The sequence below is a fragment of the Thalassolituus sp. UBA675 genome (genome assembly GCF_002297765.1).
Classification (GTDB): Bacteria; Pseudomonadota; Gammaproteobacteria; order Pseudomonadales; family Oceanobacteraceae; genus Thalassolituus.
Genome location: NZ_DBNJ01000020.1, coordinates 17,835 through 32,580, shown reverse-complemented (window position 1 = coordinate 32,580; position 14,746 = coordinate 17,835). Strand labels below are relative to the sequence as shown.

Annotated in this window: 16 protein-coding genes and 4 tRNA genes; 13 read left to right on the top strand and 7 right to left on the bottom strand. The window is 51.8% G+C overall.

Annotated features, from left to right (window positions below):
* The 3 genes from crcB to cysG are packed head-to-tail and all read left to right on the top strand — an operon-like array spanning position 1 to position 3,073.
* The gene (crcB, locus tag B3007_RS08415) at positions 1-375 is read left to right on the top strand and encodes a fluoride efflux transporter CrcB (protein ID WP_076517717.1); all 375 of its coding nucleotides are present in this window, start codon (positions 1-3) and stop codon (positions 373-375) included.
* Between the two features lie 8 nt (positions 376-383).
* The gene (gene serS, locus B3007_RS08410) at positions 384-1,697 is read left to right on the top strand and encodes a serine--tRNA ligase (RefSeq protein WP_301378747.1); all 1,314 of its coding nucleotides are present in this window, start codon (positions 384-386) and stop codon (positions 1,695-1,697) included.
* Complete coding sequence (cysG, locus tag B3007_RS08405; RefSeq protein ID WP_301378745.1) at positions 1,694-3,073, top strand: siroheme synthase CysG; 1,380 nt, start codon at positions 1,694-1,696, stop codon at positions 3,071-3,073. Before serS ends, cysG begins: the two co-directional genes overlap by 4 nt.
* Here the strand turns inward: cysG and B3007_RS08400 are convergent.
* From B3007_RS08400 to tusD, 5 genes are read right to left on the bottom strand one after another with little or no spacing between them, the layout of a single operon-like run.
* Positions 3,062-4,030 carry a glycosyl transferase family protein gene (locus B3007_RS08400; protein ID WP_068440390.1) on the bottom strand — a complete coding sequence of 323 codons (969 nt, stop codon included), beginning with the start codon at positions 4,028-4,030 and terminating at the stop codon, positions 3,062-3,064. The genes cysG and B3007_RS08400 overlap by 12 nt on opposite strands.
* Positions 4,027-4,350, bottom strand: coding sequence for a TusE/DsrC/DsvC family sulfur relay protein (locus B3007_RS08395; RefSeq protein ID WP_068438666.1), 324 nt, complete (start codon positions 4,348-4,350; stop codon positions 4,027-4,029). Before B3007_RS08395 ends, B3007_RS08400 begins: the two co-directional genes overlap by 4 nt.
* Before the next feature lies 1 nt (position 4,351).
* Positions 4,352-4,618, bottom strand: coding sequence for a DsrH/TusB family sulfur metabolism protein (locus B3007_RS08390; protein ID WP_068440393.1), 267 nt, complete (start codon positions 4,616-4,618; stop codon positions 4,352-4,354).
* A 2-nt stretch (positions 4,619-4,620) separates the two neighbouring features.
* Positions 4,621-4,965 (bottom strand): DsrE family protein, encoded by a 345-nt coding sequence (locus B3007_RS08385; RefSeq protein ID WP_068439947.1) that lies wholly within the window; start codon positions 4,963-4,965, stop codon positions 4,621-4,623.
* Entirely contained in the window at positions 4,965-5,351 is a 387-nt protein-coding gene (gene tusD, locus B3007_RS08380) for a sulfurtransferase complex subunit TusD (RefSeq protein ID WP_068439949.1), read from the bottom strand. Before tusD ends, B3007_RS08385 begins: the two co-directional genes overlap by 1 nt.
* A gap of 134 nt (positions 5,352-5,485) precedes the next feature.
* Between tusD and B3007_RS08375 the strand changes: the two genes are divergently transcribed.
* Positions 5,486-5,576, top strand: a tRNA-Ser gene (locus B3007_RS08375).
* Positions 5,577-5,661: 85 nt separating this feature from the next.
* On the opposite strand, the gene B3007_RS08370 is transcribed toward B3007_RS08375, so the two are convergent.
* Together B3007_RS08370 and B3007_RS08365 are read right to left on the bottom strand one after the other, a co-directional pair.
* A complete protein-coding gene (locus tag B3007_RS08370; RefSeq protein WP_301378740.1) occupies positions 5,662-5,814 on the bottom strand; it encodes a hypothetical protein in 153 nt (50 codons plus the stop codon).
* A 138-nt stretch (positions 5,815-5,952) separates the two neighbouring features.
* On the bottom strand, positions 5,953-6,876 hold the full coding sequence (locus tag B3007_RS08365) for a histone deacetylase family protein (RefSeq protein ID WP_068439816.1): 924 nt from the start codon (positions 6,874-6,876) through the stop codon (positions 5,953-5,955).
* Between the two features lie 73 nt (positions 6,877-6,949).
* On the opposite strand from B3007_RS08365, the gene B3007_RS08360 reads away from it, so the two are divergent.
* The 9 genes from B3007_RS08360 (at position 6,950) to B3007_RS08320 (ending at position 14,687) form a co-directional block, all read left to right on the top strand.
* Positions 6,950-9,664: a GNAT family N-acetyltransferase gene (locus B3007_RS08360; protein WP_068440442.1), complete on the top strand. Its 2,715-nt coding sequence runs from the start codon at positions 6,950-6,952 to the stop codon at positions 9,662-9,664.
* A 55-nt stretch (positions 9,665-9,719) separates the two neighbouring features.
* Complete coding sequence (uvrY, locus tag B3007_RS08355) at positions 9,720-10,370, top strand: UvrY/SirA/GacA family response regulator transcription factor (RefSeq protein ID WP_068440446.1); 651 nt, start codon at positions 9,720-9,722, stop codon at positions 10,368-10,370.
* The gene (gene uvrC / locus B3007_RS08350) at positions 10,370-12,196 is read left to right on the top strand and encodes an excinuclease ABC subunit UvrC (protein WP_301378739.1); all 1,827 of its coding nucleotides are present in this window, start codon (positions 10,370-10,372) and stop codon (positions 12,194-12,196) included. Before uvrY ends, uvrC begins: the two co-directional genes overlap by 1 nt.
* A gap of 8 nt (positions 12,197-12,204) precedes the next feature.
* The gene (pgsA, locus tag B3007_RS08345) at positions 12,205-12,747 is read left to right on the top strand and encodes a CDP-diacylglycerol--glycerol-3-phosphate 3-phosphatidyltransferase (RefSeq protein WP_068439446.1); all 543 of its coding nucleotides are present in this window, start codon (positions 12,205-12,207) and stop codon (positions 12,745-12,747) included.
* Between the two features lie 91 nt (positions 12,748-12,838).
* Positions 12,839-12,914 (top strand) — tRNA-Gly (locus B3007_RS08340).
* Between the two features lie 106 nt (positions 12,915-13,020).
* Positions 13,021-13,094 (top strand) — tRNA-Cys (locus tag B3007_RS08335).
* 34 nt (positions 13,095-13,128) lie between these two features.
* Positions 13,129-13,215: transfer RNA gene (locus tag B3007_RS08330), tRNA-Leu, on the top strand.
* Positions 13,216-13,316: 101 nt separating this feature from the next.
* Entirely contained in the window at positions 13,317-14,159 is an 843-nt protein-coding gene (locus B3007_RS08325; RefSeq protein ID WP_301378737.1) for a radical SAM protein, read from the top strand.
* A gap of 9 nt (positions 14,160-14,168) precedes the next feature.
* Entirely contained in the window at positions 14,169-14,687 is a 519-nt protein-coding gene (locus B3007_RS08320) for a DUF1285 domain-containing protein (RefSeq protein WP_068439443.1), read from the top strand.
* The last annotated feature ends 59 nt before the right edge of the window (positions 14,688-14,746 follow it).

Here is a 14,746-nt window from a genome sequence, read left to right as displayed (position 1 = left end):
TTGGCGTATTTATGGATCGCTCTGGGAGGAGCGCTGGGCGCGGTCGCGAGATTCAGCATGGCAACGGCGGTATTTAAGTGGTTTGACCGGCCTTTCCCCTATGGCACGCTTTCAGTGAACCTGTTAGGCTCCTTCGCCATTGGCGTCGCCTATATCTGGCTCGTCGAAAATGGGTTTGGTGGCGATCACCACCGTCAATTGGCGATGGTGGGTTTTTTAGGTGCATTTACTACCTTTTCTACCTTCTCATTAGAAAGTATTTCTCTACTTCAGCAGGCGCGATATGAAGCGTTTCTGGCCTACATAGGTGTCAGTCTGCTGGGGTGTCTTGCTGCTACGGCCGCAGGAATGTGGCTCTCAAAATCTCTGGTTTAAGAAGAACAATGCTCGATATTAAGTACATTCGCGACAACATAGATGATGTTAAAGATGCCCTCGCCAAGAAGGGCTTTTCATTTGATGATGTGGAATTCGGTCGACTTGACGATGCACGTAAAAAAGCACTGACTGAAGCTCAGTCGCTGCAGGCAGAAAAGAAGAAAGCATCCAAACAGATTGGCCAGCTGATCGGACAGGGCATGTCGCCAGAAGAGGCGAAGGCTCAGGTAATGAGTGGTCTGGATGCCGATATTACGCGCGCAGAGCAAGCTGCTAAGCAGGTTGAGTCTGATCTTCGCGAAATGCTGATGGCGATTCCGAATGTGCCCCTGGCGGAAGTGCCTGCGGGCAGCGATGAGGACGACAATGTTGAAGTCCTGAAATGGGGTGAGCCGCGCGAGTTTTCATTCGTGCCGAAAGATCACGTAGATGTAGGCGAGCCGCACGGCCTTAATTTCGATGCCGGTGCTGTGGTTGCAGGCTCTCGTTTTGCCGTCATGAGCGGTCCTATCGCCAGAATGCACAGGGCACTGACCCAGTTCATGCTTGATACGCACACACTCGAGCATGGTTACGAAGAAACTTACGTGCCGTACCTGGTTAACCGTCAGGCGCTCGAGGGCACAGGCCAGCTGCCTAAGTTTGAAGAAGATCTCTTTAAAATTCCGCAGGCTCAGGGTGATAAAGATCTGTATATGATTCCTACCGCTGAGGTTCCTGTAACCAACCTGCTGCGTGACACAGTCAATGATGTCGAGCTGCCGGTGAAAAAAGTTGCCCATACCCCATGCTTCCGTAGTGAAGCGGGTAGTTATGGTCGTGACACCCGAGGCATGATTCGCCAACATCAGTTCGACAAAGTCGAGCTGGTTCAGTTTGTTAAGGCGGAAGATTCAGAGAAGACTCTTGAAGAATTGACCGGTCATGCTGAAGCTATCCTTCAGAAACTGAATCTCCCATACCGCAAGGTGATTCTGTGTGGTGGTGACCTGGGCTTTTCCGCAGCCAAAACCTACGATCTTGAAGTCTGGCTCCCCGGTCAGCAGAAGTACCGTGAAATCTCCAGCTGCAGTACTTTTGGCGATTATCAGGCTCGTCGGATGCAGGCGCGCTGGCGTAATCCTCAGACAGGCAAACCCGAACTGCTCCACACACTGAACGGCTCAGGTTTGGCCGTCGGCCGGACACTGGTCGCTATTCTTGAAAACTATCAGGAAGAAGATGGTTCGGTTTCTGTACCAGAGGCGCTTCGTCCATACATGGGTGGTACTGAGCGGATCAGTACTGAGAAGGTTGCCTCTGAGCGGAAAGGTGCGTGAGCAACAGTCATCTACCCCTCGTAATTAATGCATCGCGAGCTCGCTTTTATATCATCGGCGGGGGAGCGGTTGCTGCGAGAAAAGTGAAAACTCTGATCGATACCGGTGCGATGATTTACGTTATTGCGCCCAATATCGATAATGCGATCCTTGATCTGGCTGGTGACAGACTGACTTGCCACGAGCGTGTCGCCGGAGAAGAAGATTACCGAGCGGGCGACTATGTTGTTCTGGCGACGGATGACAAGGCGACAAACGAACATCAGGCTCGTCTCGCCAGAAGCTCTGGCGCGTGGGTTTGTCGTACTGATGAGCCTGAAGACAACGATTTTTCCTTTCCCGCGGTTGTCGATCGTTCACCGCTGAAGGTTGCGATCTCCACCGGTGGGGCAACCCCTGCACTGACGCGGCTCGTCAGAGACCGCATCGAAGCATTTATCCCCACAGATTACTCGCGGCTTGGCCAGTGGCTGGAGTCGCTGAGGCTAAGGTTGCGCAGCGAGGGCACACCTAAGGAACGGGGGGTGTTCTGGCGAAGACTGATGCAATCTCAGGCCCCCGATCAGGTGTTGGCAAGACAAGAAGCATCAGCCGATAAGATAGTCGAGGGATTGCTCTCTGGTGAGAATATCTCTGCCGGAGAGGCATTTCTTGTAGGCGCGGGCCCCGGTGATCCTGACTTGTTGACCTTTCGGGCTCTGCGTTTGATTCAGATGTCAGACGTTGTCTTCTACGATCGTTTGGTCAGTCCAGCCATACTCAGCCTATTACCCGATGATTGCGAGCGGCATTACGTTGGCAAGGCGAGGAGCGACCATGCTGTCCCTCAGGATCAAATCAATCAGCGATTGGTTGATGAAGCTCTGAAAGGTCGAAGAGTGCTGCGGCTCAAGGGTGGAGATCCCTTTATTTTTGGTCGTGGCGGTGAGGAAATTCAACAGTTAGCAGAGGCAGGTATTCCATTTCAGGTTGTGCCCGGAATTACCGCTGCAAGCGGCTGCTCATCGTATGCTGGCATCCCGCTTACTCATCGAGATCATGCACAAAGCGTACGTTTCGTAACAGGGCATTTGAAGGACGGCACCTGTAATCTGCCATGGGATGAACTGATTCATCCACAGCAGACACTTGTAATCTATATGGGATTGGTTGGTTTGCCGGAGATCTGCAATCAGCTGATCGCGCACGGCATGCCTGCAGAAACACCGATTGCGTTGATCGAGAAGGGCACCTTACCGGACCAGCAAGTGCACACGGGTACGCTCGCTTCCATGCCTGAATACGTCGCTGGCCGGAAGATTCAAGCCCCTACGCTCACGATTGTGGGGAGCGTTGTCAGCCTTCACTCTACGCTTAACTGGCGCTCAGGCCAGTAAGCTTTTATCCCGCTCTGCCCAGGCTTTGCTGCATTGCGATAAAGCGGATACGTAGTCTGTTGACTTGAGCATGGCACACAGGGCCAGGGCGGCTGTACGTAGCACGGCATCGTGACCATATTGCGAGTGGTCCTGGCCTTGCCAGAGTTTGATGAGATGTTCGGTGTTCGGGCTTGCGGCTTTATCATCATAGTGGGATGAATCATTGGCAATCCGAAACTGGGCTTCTTCACCCTCAACAACCACTGTCACCTGACAGGGACGCTCAGGATTTACCTCAAATTCGCCACCTTCACCCTTGATGATGGCAGCCGTATCCTGATTAATACTTGCCGCCATAGAGTGAGTCGTCCGGTAATCCGGGTGGAATATGCCCTGCACAGAAGGCACGCCTGCCGGAGCGATTGTTTTAAGCACCGTATTGATCGGTGAACGCACCCCCAGGACTGACTTAAGACTAAGCCACTGTTGTAGCGTTGGGTGCACCTCAGAGCAGGGCAGGTAGACTAATGGAGCGGTAATCGTACCCAGGGAATCTCTGGTTGCGGCAGGTAAGCCAAGCTCCTGAAAAACTTCATGGGCATAAACCCGACCCAGAGTGTGAGCCAAAGTGCCGTGTACAAGGATACGATGCCCCATCTGACCAAGCAGTAGCGCAGCTAGCACCCACCACATCGGCTGGCGCCGTTTGCCTGCATAACTCGACCAGACCAGGTCAAAATGTCCAGCTGGCTCGGGCCAGTACTCATTAACTGCAGACGCAAACCCGGCTATTTCATCAGGGGTTTCTTCAAGTACCCGCAGCAGCATAAATATTGCACCGAGTTGAACATCTTCATAACGACCTGCGAGCATCTCGCCCATCGTAAATCGCGCTTCTTCGAACGTCATATTTCGGCTGGCGTTCTTTCCTCTGGCAAGGATGCGCACGTAATCAGCCAGGGCGTGTTGTGTCACAGGCAATTCTCCGGTCTTGGAAGGCCAGCTATTCTTGCGGCTTTTTTCGCCGGACTTTCAGGAAATAATGTCATCAGGTAAATACTCCCTGCTTTGTCAGCACCGAGTGTCTGCTTAATATAGCGGGAGAGGGGTCTCATCGCTGGCGCGAGGTCAAACTCGGCGTAGAAGGCGCGAATGGCATTGATGATTTCCCAATGAGCGTCTGTAAGGATGATACCTTCATCTTGCGCAAGCACTGCAGCAACATCCGCATTCCAGTCGTTAAGTTCAACCAGAAAGCCGTCTTTATCCAGTGTCAGGTCATTGAGGGACGCCATCTCAGAACCAACTTATTACTTGCTGGCTATCTGCCGTCAGGGTTACCCACTCGGGATCGCTGATCAGACGAGCATTAGTCTCATTGATTCCGCGGACCTGAGCGTCCTCTGTCAGCATAAAAAGATCAGCGTCTGAGCTGATCTGCTTTGCTCTCTCGATCTGGTAGCAGCCGTCTCCTGCGAGCAGGACTGCATCCCCCGGCAATAGTGCGGCTTTGACCTGGCTCAGTGTGTCAGGCGAATCTGAAAATAGGGTGTGAACAATCATGATCAGAAAGATACCACATGATGGGCATCTCTGGCCCAGTTTGCCGCTTCCTGCTGCGAAATAGTCTGGCAGGTATCGAAAGTTTTCGGGCTTTCGTCTGAGGTTGCCGGTCCGCCAGCTACAGCAATGTCATCAATACCGTACATCGGGAGTGCCGCAAGTAGCTTAGCCGGGGACTTTCCTCCGGGTTTGCGCGAAGCCTGGCCCGCGTTAAGCCAATCAATGCCGCGACCTGAGAAAAGAATTTTCACTTCGATATCAAAAGCCGCCATAGCCAGTGCATACTCCAGCGCCTCGCAGTCAGGCGTCGGTGGACGAGTGATGTTAATCAGAATGGAAGAGCTCATCAGAATTGCACCATTTTCTCACTGTCATGAACAACCTCGGCCATTTCCCCAAGCCCGGTGAGCGTGAATGAGGGGTGTATCGATGATACGCCAAGGTTATAGCGCTCAGCTTCCCGCTCATCAACAATCCCTCTGCGTACGCTGTTAGCAATGCAGGCGTGTAAAGGGATAGAGATTTCTTCTGCAAGCTCCGCCCAGCTTTGCGCAATCGATTTCTGCCCCTGCGGTGGGGTCTGAAGGCGATTTGCAGCGAGTACAGCATCGCCGTAGAAAAATATCCTCTTTATCGAATGATCACTTTCCAGAGTCGCACGTATAAACCGCATGGCCAATTGATGCTGGCTTCCCTGAAAAGGTGAGCTGGATATGAGTATGGTGTAGTTCACTGAAGCCCCCAAGATTTACCACCCATGATAGCCCTGTGGTTGAGTACTGTCAGCTCTAAAGGTAAGGCGGTAACGAATTGATTTTAAAAAAGAAGTTGACGTGGAAAATGAGAGAGGTAATATAAGCGCCGTTCGGAGGGATGGCTGAGCGGTTGAAAGCACCGGTCTTGAAAACCGGCATAGGTTAATAGCCTATCTAGGGTTCGAATCCCTATCCCTCCGCCACTTATTTCATAAAAAAGCCCAGCATATTGCTGGGCTTTTTTGTTTTTGAATTCATGTTTTCGTATTGATCTGTACAGATACCGTTCTAAAACAAAGATCGGGCTGCAGCGATCAGGACGGATGTGCTCACACATGCCGTCAATGCAATCAGCGCCATCTCTGCCTTTGTTACGCGTGACAGCGATTCTGGTGTAGCAACAATTGCGTAAATAACTCCAGTTTCTTGCTTTGGTCTCATAGCAGTATCCTGTTTGTTGGAACTGCTGAAATCATGCCATCTGCAATCGGGAAAATCGTGCGTACCTCTGTGGCTTTCTGTGACAGACGGTAAGTTTTGCACTCCAGAGTGTGACAGGGATTGTGAAAATAAAGCGCGCTAGTTTGACTGCAGGCCTGTCAGGTATGCAGCGACGGAACGACCCAGGGCGTTGAGGTCGTATCCACCTTCCAGAATACTCAGTACGGGAGTGTTTCTTGTTGCTGCAATGTTATCAATCAAACAGCCAAGCCAGTTATAGTCTGAATCCAGTAAATTCAATTCCGCCATTGGGTCATCTTTGTGGCCATCAAAACCCGCGGAAACGATAATAAGCTCAGGCGCATACGACTTCAGCGCTGGCAGCCAGTGCTCTTCGATCATAGCCCTGAAGGTTGCACTGCCGGTGCCAGACTCAAGCGGAACATTGATCAGGTTATTGAACTTTGACTGCTCGTAGTGAGTGTATGGGTAAAAAGGGTGCTGAAAACTGGAGCAGATGAGAAAACGCTGATCATTCCCAAGAATATCTATAGTGCCATTGCCCTGATGGGCATCGAAGTCGAGAAGGGCTATCCGCTGAAAGTGGTGGACGTCAGCAGCCCTGAGCGCTGATATGGCAACGTTATTGAAAAAGCAGAACCCCATGGCCTTGCGGTGTTCTGCATGATGACCCGGCGGGCGCGTTGCAACGAAGGCACGCGACTGTTCGCCTTTTGCAAGGTCATCCAATGCTGCTGTACAGGACCCTGCCGACCACAAGGCGGCATTGAGTGAGCCGGGTGACATGGCGGTATCTTCGTCAACGTAGATATGGCCATGCTTAGGTTGTATCAGGTGGAGCTGTTCAACATAGCCTTTGCTGTGCGCCCGAAGGATGTCTGGCATATCAGCCGACCGACCATTGACATGAATCAGTTGCTCCCAGATGCCCTGAGATTTAAGCTCCTGCTCTATGGCCATGATTCGCATGGCGTGTTCGGGATGGTCTTCATCCGTAAAGTGCGAGAAGTGCTCTTCCGACGTGTAATACGCTAATGGCATCTGTTCCTGACCGTCTTGTTTTTGCTCAGTGTACTCTCGACTGGCACAAACACAAAAAACCAATGGAGGTTTGATGGGTACCCGATCTCTTGAACGCTTTGTGCAGCCCGAGTCGATCGCTGTGATTGGTGCATCTGACAGGCAGGGCAGTCTTGGCGGTGCAATTGTCAGAAACCTCCTGGAGGCAGGGTACGAAGGCAAAATCCAGCCTGTTAACAGCAAGGGCTATAAAGAGATTTATGGCTTGCCGGCGGTGGCAAAAATAAGTCAGCTGAAGAACCCTCCCGACCTGGCTATTATCTGTACCCCTGCGGACTCCGTTGCGCGTGTAATAAAGCAGCTGCACGCTATTGGTGTCGAGGCCGCCATGGTGCTCACGGGCGGGATGGCGCGCACACGTTCGCGGCAGTTCCGGCCTAACTCGGAAAAAATCGACCGCATCGTTAAACAGACCCGGATGCGGATTCTGGGCCCTGACTGTCTTGGTATCGTTATCCCACACAGGAAGCTCAATGCAAGCTTCCTTCATGTCCCTGTCAGGCAGGGTAGTATTGCCTACATAGGGCAGTCGGGAACGCTCGCCTCTGGCGTAATGGACTGGGCTTACAGCAGGGGAATTGGGTTCTCTCATGTCGCAACGCTGGGTCGCAGCGAGGACGTGACACTTCCGGATCTGATCGATTACATATCTCAGGAACCTAAGGCCCGGACATTGCTCATCCAGCTTGATGAAATTCGCTCAGGCCGGGCGCTGGTTCGGTCTCTGCGCGCAGCTTCCAGGCACAGGCTTGTATTGGCAGTAAAGAATAACCGTTTTTCTGACAGCCCTCTCAATCCTGTGTCTTCTCCTAAAGGATTGTCTCGCCGCGACGACCTGATTGATGAGGTTTTAGCCAGAGCAGGGGTTCTCAGGGTAAATGCAACGGATGAACTGTTTGATTGCGTGGACGCCCTGAGTAATCGCCGCGAACGCTTCGGACCCCGGCTTGCCGTTATTGCGAACGGTCGAGGCCCTGCGATTATCGCGATGGATCGACTACTACACGACGGTGGTGAGCTTGCGACCTTTACGAAGGATGGATCGCAGGTACTGAAGAGCCAGCTTCCAGACTATGTCAAAGCCGAAAATCCGTTGCTTCTTAATCCTGAGCTGAAGCCCGAGCAGTTGAGCGCTGTTGCTAAAACAGTTCTCACGGATCGTAATGTCGACGCACTGCTGGTTATATTCACACCAGGATTGGGAACAGACGCACAAGCAAACGCAGAGGCCCTGATAGAGGTCGCTGCTCATACCCAGAAAATGGTGCTCACGAGCTGGGTCGGTGAATATTCGGTAGAAGGCGCGAGGGCCAGTTTTGATCGCGCAAAAATCCCGACATTTGATACGCCGGACAATGCTATCAAGTCCTACATGTACATGGTTCAGCACCAGAGGACACAGGACCTGTTACGCGAAACCCCGGAAAGTATCGAGATCCCTGTCTCTGCGCAGCACGCCGGACTGGATGAAGAGATTCGTAGCTCTTACAAGGCAGGGGACTATCTATCGCCACCGGATGCCTACAAATTACTCAAAGCGTACGGCTACTCCTGCGCTGATAGCATTTTCAGGACCACCCCAAATAAGCTGATTAAGGACGCTCAAGCAATTCCCAAGCCCTGGGTTCTGCGAGTCCATCACAAGGATTATTTGTATCCTTTTGCCTACGGCACGAACCCTCGTGAGCGTATTCGCAGCGTGGTTCGCGATCTGCACAACGAGAAGGAGCTATTGCCAGCGATCGACTCGCTTTCTCAGGTTATTACTGAGCGATTCCCGGAGAGTCCGATATTGGGATACACGGTACAGACCATGCACCGGGCACTGGATAATCTTCAGTTTTCGTTCGGCATTGGTCGTGACAACGAGGTTGGCCCGTTCATCTTCTTTGGCGGCGGGGGCAGTACCGCCGATATTCTCGTCGATCGCCAGGTGGCGCTCCCGCCTCTGAATGCAAACCTTGCCGAAAAGTTGATCCGCAAATCCCATTTTTATGAGGTTCTTCAGGAACGCTCGGAATACCCTGAAAAAGACTTACTGACACTCGAACGTTGGCTGGTCGCATTGTCTCATCTCGCTCTGAATCACCCATGGCTCTCGGGGCTTGAAGTGAATGCAATCCGCCAGCAGATTGGTCGGTACCGCGTGATTGGTGTGGCTGCTGAAGTCGGAGAGCCAGTTAAATGTGCAATCCTTCCTTACCCGACAGAATTGTCAGGCAGCTACACCTCGCCAAATAACATTGAATATCTTGTTCGGCCTATCCGCGGAGAGGATGAGCCGCAGCTTGATGCCTTTTATCATCGACTGAGCGCAGAAAGTCTCAGGTTGCGTTTTTTCTCTGCTCGCCGGCGCTTTGATCATACCGAGTTGGCTCGCCTTACACAGATAGATTACGACCGGGAAATGGCTTTCGTAGCCTGGTGTGACGGTAAAATATTCGGCGTCGTGAGAGTCTGGATCGATCCTGACGACGTAACCGCTGAGTTCTCTGTAATCGTTGATGATAATTCCAGGGGCGAGCGTCTTGGATTCCACCTGATGAGCCGTATTATCGAGTACCTGAAAGATCGCGGCGTTCTGCAGATCTACGGATCAGTTCTGCCCGAGAACGGGCCAATGCTGAAACTGGCTCAGCGTCTCGGCTTCTCGAACCGGTTGAATACTGCTGACGGTGTTGTTGAGGTGGCAATGATGTTGAACAGTGAAAAGTACGCGTGGCAATCGAAGCGCATGTACCCGGTGTAGTTGCTTTGGTATATTTCACACCTTATCGCAGCCAGCCAATTCTGGAGATGTTTTTTTGATTCGAGTCCTAGTAGTTGATGATCAGGATCTGGTTCGATCAGGTATTTGTCGCTTGCTTGCCGATGCTGAGCAGGTTGAGGTTGTCGGCGATGCTGCCAGTGGCGAAGAGGCCGTGCAGAAAGCGCGCGACCTGGAGCCTGATGTTGTCCTTATGGATATTAACATGCCGGGCATCGGTGGCCTTGAGGCTACCCAGAAGATTCTTCAGCGTCAGCCCGAGATTCAGATTATTGCGCTGACTGTTTACGACGGCGACCCCTACACATCGCGACTCCTGAAAATTGGTGCCTCTGGTTACCTGACCAAAGGTGCACATTTTGATGAAATGCTGAGAGCGATCGTTAAAGTGAATTCCGGCCAGAAATATATCAGTCCTGAAATTGCTCAGAAGTTGGCATTACGCCCATTTCAGGATGATGCTGGATCACCCTTCGAGACCTTGTCTGAAAGAGAGCTCCAGATCTCCATCATGATTGCGAAAGGCCAACGTGTCCCATTAATTGGTGAAGCACTGTTTCTGAGCCCTAAAACGGTCAATAGTTATCGCTATCGCATCTTTGAAAAGCTCGGTATAGAAAAGAGTGACGTGCAGTTAACCCATTTAGCCTTACGGCACGGACTGATTGACGCCAACGAAGTGAATTAATGCCTGACTTCGATATTAAGGCATTCCTGAAGTCGCTTACCCAGAGGGCTGGTGTCTACAGGATGTACGACAAAGACAAGTCGTTACTCTACGTAGGAAAGGCAAAAAACCTGAAGAACCGGGTTTCGAGTTACTTCCGCGCCCGAGGTCTTAACGCAAAGACCGTCGCTTTGGTCAGTCGGATTGATCATATCGATGTCACAGTCACGGGCAGTGAAGTCGAAGCGCTCATTCTTGAGCAGACTCTGATCAAGAAGCATCGCCCGCCGTACAATATCCTGCTCAAGGATGATAAGTCATATCCTTACCTGCACATCTCAGATCACCCTTATCCGCTTCTATCATACGCCCGGGGGCGACGCAGGAAAAAGGGCCTGTATTTTGGTCCTTATCCGAACCCCGGTGCTGCTCGTGAGGCGCAGAACTATCTGCAGCGACTGTTTCTTCTCCGCAACTGTGAAGATAGCTACTTTAATCACCGTAGCCGCCCTTGTTTGCAGTATGAGATTCATCGTTGCTCGGCTCCTTGTGTCGGTCATATATCGAAAGAAGAGTATGAGCGGGACATTCAGCGCGCAAGAATGTTTCTCGAGGGTAAATCCCGCGAACTTATCTCTGACCTTCAGGCTGGAATGGAGCAGGCAGCGGAGGATCTTCAATTTGAGAAGGCAGCTGAGTTCAGAGATAGAGTAGAGCTACTGAGGCGTATCCAGGAACGCCAGATGGCAGAGTCTGGAGAGAAAAATGCGGACGTCTGGGTCGCAATTGAGTGGCAGGCAATGATCTGCGTTCAACGCCTCACCTTTCGTAAAGGGCGCCTCACCAACTCCCAGAGTTTTTTTCCGGAAGATAAAATTGGGGTGCCACTTGAGGAGTTGTTTGTTTCCTATATCGAGCAGTTCTATCTGGGAGGTCATGCGAGTGATACCTTGCCCGAAGTTCTCATTGCTGACATAGAATCCGATGTGCTTGCACCTATGCTGTCAGCACTTAAAGAGCAAGGCCTCTCGTTGCAGCACCAGAGAGGTGTGCGAGGCGACGGTCGACAATGGCTGGCAATGGCTGAAGAGAACGCCAGAGCGGGTATACAGTCTGTCATGTCGGGCCGACAGGCAGCGCAAAGCAAGCTCGATGCAGTCGCTGATCTTCTGAAACTGAATTTTGTTCCGGCCCGGATAGAGTGTTTCGATATCAGTCATGCTCAGGGTGAGGCTGCGTACGCATCTTGCGTTGTCTATGGCAAAGAAGGGTTGGACAAGTCACGCTATCGGCGTTTCTCGGTGAAAAACGTCACTGCAGGGGATGACTACGCAGCACTTGAAGATTCTGTCCGCAGGCATCTCACGCGCATGCTTGAGCAGAATGACCTCCCGGATATTCTTTTGATTGATGGCGGCAAAGGTCAGGTCTCAAGGATTGATCAGGTCCTGGATGAGCTACAGATTGCCGATGTGTACTTACTTGGCATATCAAAGGGGGCGACCCGAAAGTCAGGGTGGGAATACTTGTGGCGACCGCAGACCGCGAAACCTATTCTTCCCGATGCTCATGATGCAGGCTTTCGCCTTCTGCAGTACGTTCGCGACGAGGCGCACCGCTTTGCTATAACCGGCCATAGAAAAGAGCGGGCTAAGAAGCGCGGGCAGTCGGATCTTGAGAAATTACCCGGAGTGGGACCAAAAAGGCGAAGAGAGCTTTTGCTTCACTTCGGCAGTCTGCGTAATATGCGCGGTGCGCCGCGGGCTGAGTTCGAAAAAGTCCCGGGTATCAGTAAAGCATTGGCAGGGCAGATTTTCGCTGCGCTCCATGGTGAAGAACAGGAGTAGTACCGGCAATGAACATACCTAATATACTGACTATGGGGCGGATATTGGTGATTCCGCTGATGGTGGTATGTTTTTACTGGTTAGGGGAGAGTGGCCGCGTCTGGGCATCCCTGTTATTCGCGGCGGCTGCGGTCACTGACTGGCTGGATGGTTATCTCGCACGAAAACTTGACCAGACGTCGGCGCTAGGTGCGTTTCTTGATCCGGTCGCAGATAAGCTGATTGTCTCGGTTGCTCTGGTACTGCTCGTGGAGCATTTTGCACACCCTTGGTTAACGATTCCGGCAATGGTGATCGTTGGCAGAGAAATCGTAATTTCGGCACTTCGTGAGTGGATGGCAGAGCTTGGAAAGCGGGCCAATGTCGCTGTCAGTCAGTTGGGTAAGATAAAAACTGCACTCCAGATGGTCTCTATAACCGTGCTGCTGGGTGCATCAGAGGGAAGCCTGCTGGAGGTTCTTGGGATTTACGCACTTTACGGAGCGGCGATTCTGACTCTCTGGTCCATGCTGATCTATCTTAAGGCCGCGTGGCCTGAGCTGAGACGCTAACAATTTCGGGAAAATAATTCTCTAAGTTGTTAAAAAGTAAGAAAAAAGGCTTGACTGGTTACACGTATTATTTAAAATGCGCAGCACTTAAGCGGGAATAGCTCAGTTGGTAGAGCACAACCTTGCCAAGGTTGGGGTCGGGAGTTCGAGCCTCCTTTCCCGCTCCATTCTTTCTTACCCTAAGAAATGAATATCAAAGCGCGTCACTAGAGCGCTGTTTATGTAAGTGCACTGGCTCCAGTGCAACCGCCAAGCTCCTGTTTGGCAGAATACGGCGCGATAGCAAAGCGGTTATGCACTGGATTGCAAATCCACGTAGGCCGGTTCGACTCCGGCTCGCGCCTCCACTTACTTTCTGACACCTCTGTCAGAAGCCCGTTCGCCCGGGTGGTGGAATTGGTAGACACAGGAGATTTAAAATCTCCCGACCTTATGGTCGTGCCGGTTCAATTCCGGCTCCGGGCACCATATCATAGCCCCACACCCTCTACGTAAAGCAATCGTATCCAATAACTATGTTCCCAGATTATATCGAGCCGGTTTTTCGCCCGCCCTCAGAAGGGCGATCTATGATTTTTCAGGTTACCAACGGGTGTTCCTGGAACAACTGCACCTTCTGCGATATGTACACTCAGCCTCAGAAGAAGTTCAGGGCCCGCAACGAGGATGAGGTGCTCGCAGAAATTAAAAATGCGGCAGCGGTCGGCCCGAGATTTGAAAAGGTGTTTCTGGCAGATGGCGATGCACTTGTCCTCCCTGTTCGGCGCCTCGAAAACATTCTTCAGCAGATCAGAGAGAGTCTCCCCTGGGTTAAGCGTGTAGGTGCCTATTGCCTGCCGCGGAACATCAGAAAGAAGTCTGTTGAGGATTTGCAGCACCTGAGAGAGCTGGGGCTTGGCATCGCTTACGTTGGAGCTGAAAGTGGAGACGACGACGTTCTTAAGGCCATCGCAAAGGGGGAGACATACCAGTCCACCCTGGAGGCGCTCCTTAAGCTGAAAGCAGCCGGCATCAGCTCATCAGTCATGGTACTAAATGGTATGGGAGGGCGCTCACTGAGTCACCAGCATGCAGTCAACACAGCAAAGCTGATGACAGAGGCTCAGCCGGAGTTTCTTTCAACCCTGGTAGTGAGCTACCCGCTTGGCCAGAAACGTGTCGAACAGGGTTTCGAAGAAGCAGGTTTCGACTACGAATTGCCGGACCAGCACGAACTTTTTGTTGAACTCCGTACCTTTATCGACAGTCTGGATTTGAAAGATACAGTATTCCGTAGTGATCACGCGTCTAACTACCTCCCTCTCAAGGGGAATCTCGGGGCGGATAAGCAGGCATTACTCGCCCAGCTTGATACTGCGATCAATAAACCAGACTCCATCAGGTTGCGACAGGAGTGGCAAAGAGGACTTTAAGGCAGGCCGATGAACTTAGATGATATAAGCAAGGCTTTCGATCTCGACAAAGTGCAGGCATACCCATTAGACAAATGGACTCCCGATTTGTCTGGGGATATAGACATCCGGGTAGCGAAAGATGGCAGGTGGTTTCACGAAGGTGGCGAAATCAGCCGCAAGCCTTTGCTGAGGCTCTTTGCATCTCTTGTAAAACAAGAAGGCAATGAATTTTTCCTCGTTACGCCGGTTGAGAAGTGGCGCATAAAAGTAGAAGACACGCCCCTTCATGTGATTTCACTGGTTGGGGAGCCTGATGCTGGGGTTAGTGCGGTTTTATCGAATGGCCAGGTGGAGCTTCTCGATAGCAATAGCGGGATTACATTGACCAAACTGGATGAGAATGACATTCCAGTTATAACGACAGCGCAAGGACTAACTGCACGCTTTTTGAGGTCAGCCTATTACCAGCTCTTAGAAATGGGCGAGCTTACAGAGGGCGGTTTTTCGATGCGCTCGGGTCAGAGCTCGGTTTCCTTCACTTTGTAAGCGAAGGCTGATACGTCATATTGTGCCACGTTGCTATTGAGGGCCTCATAAACCCTTGT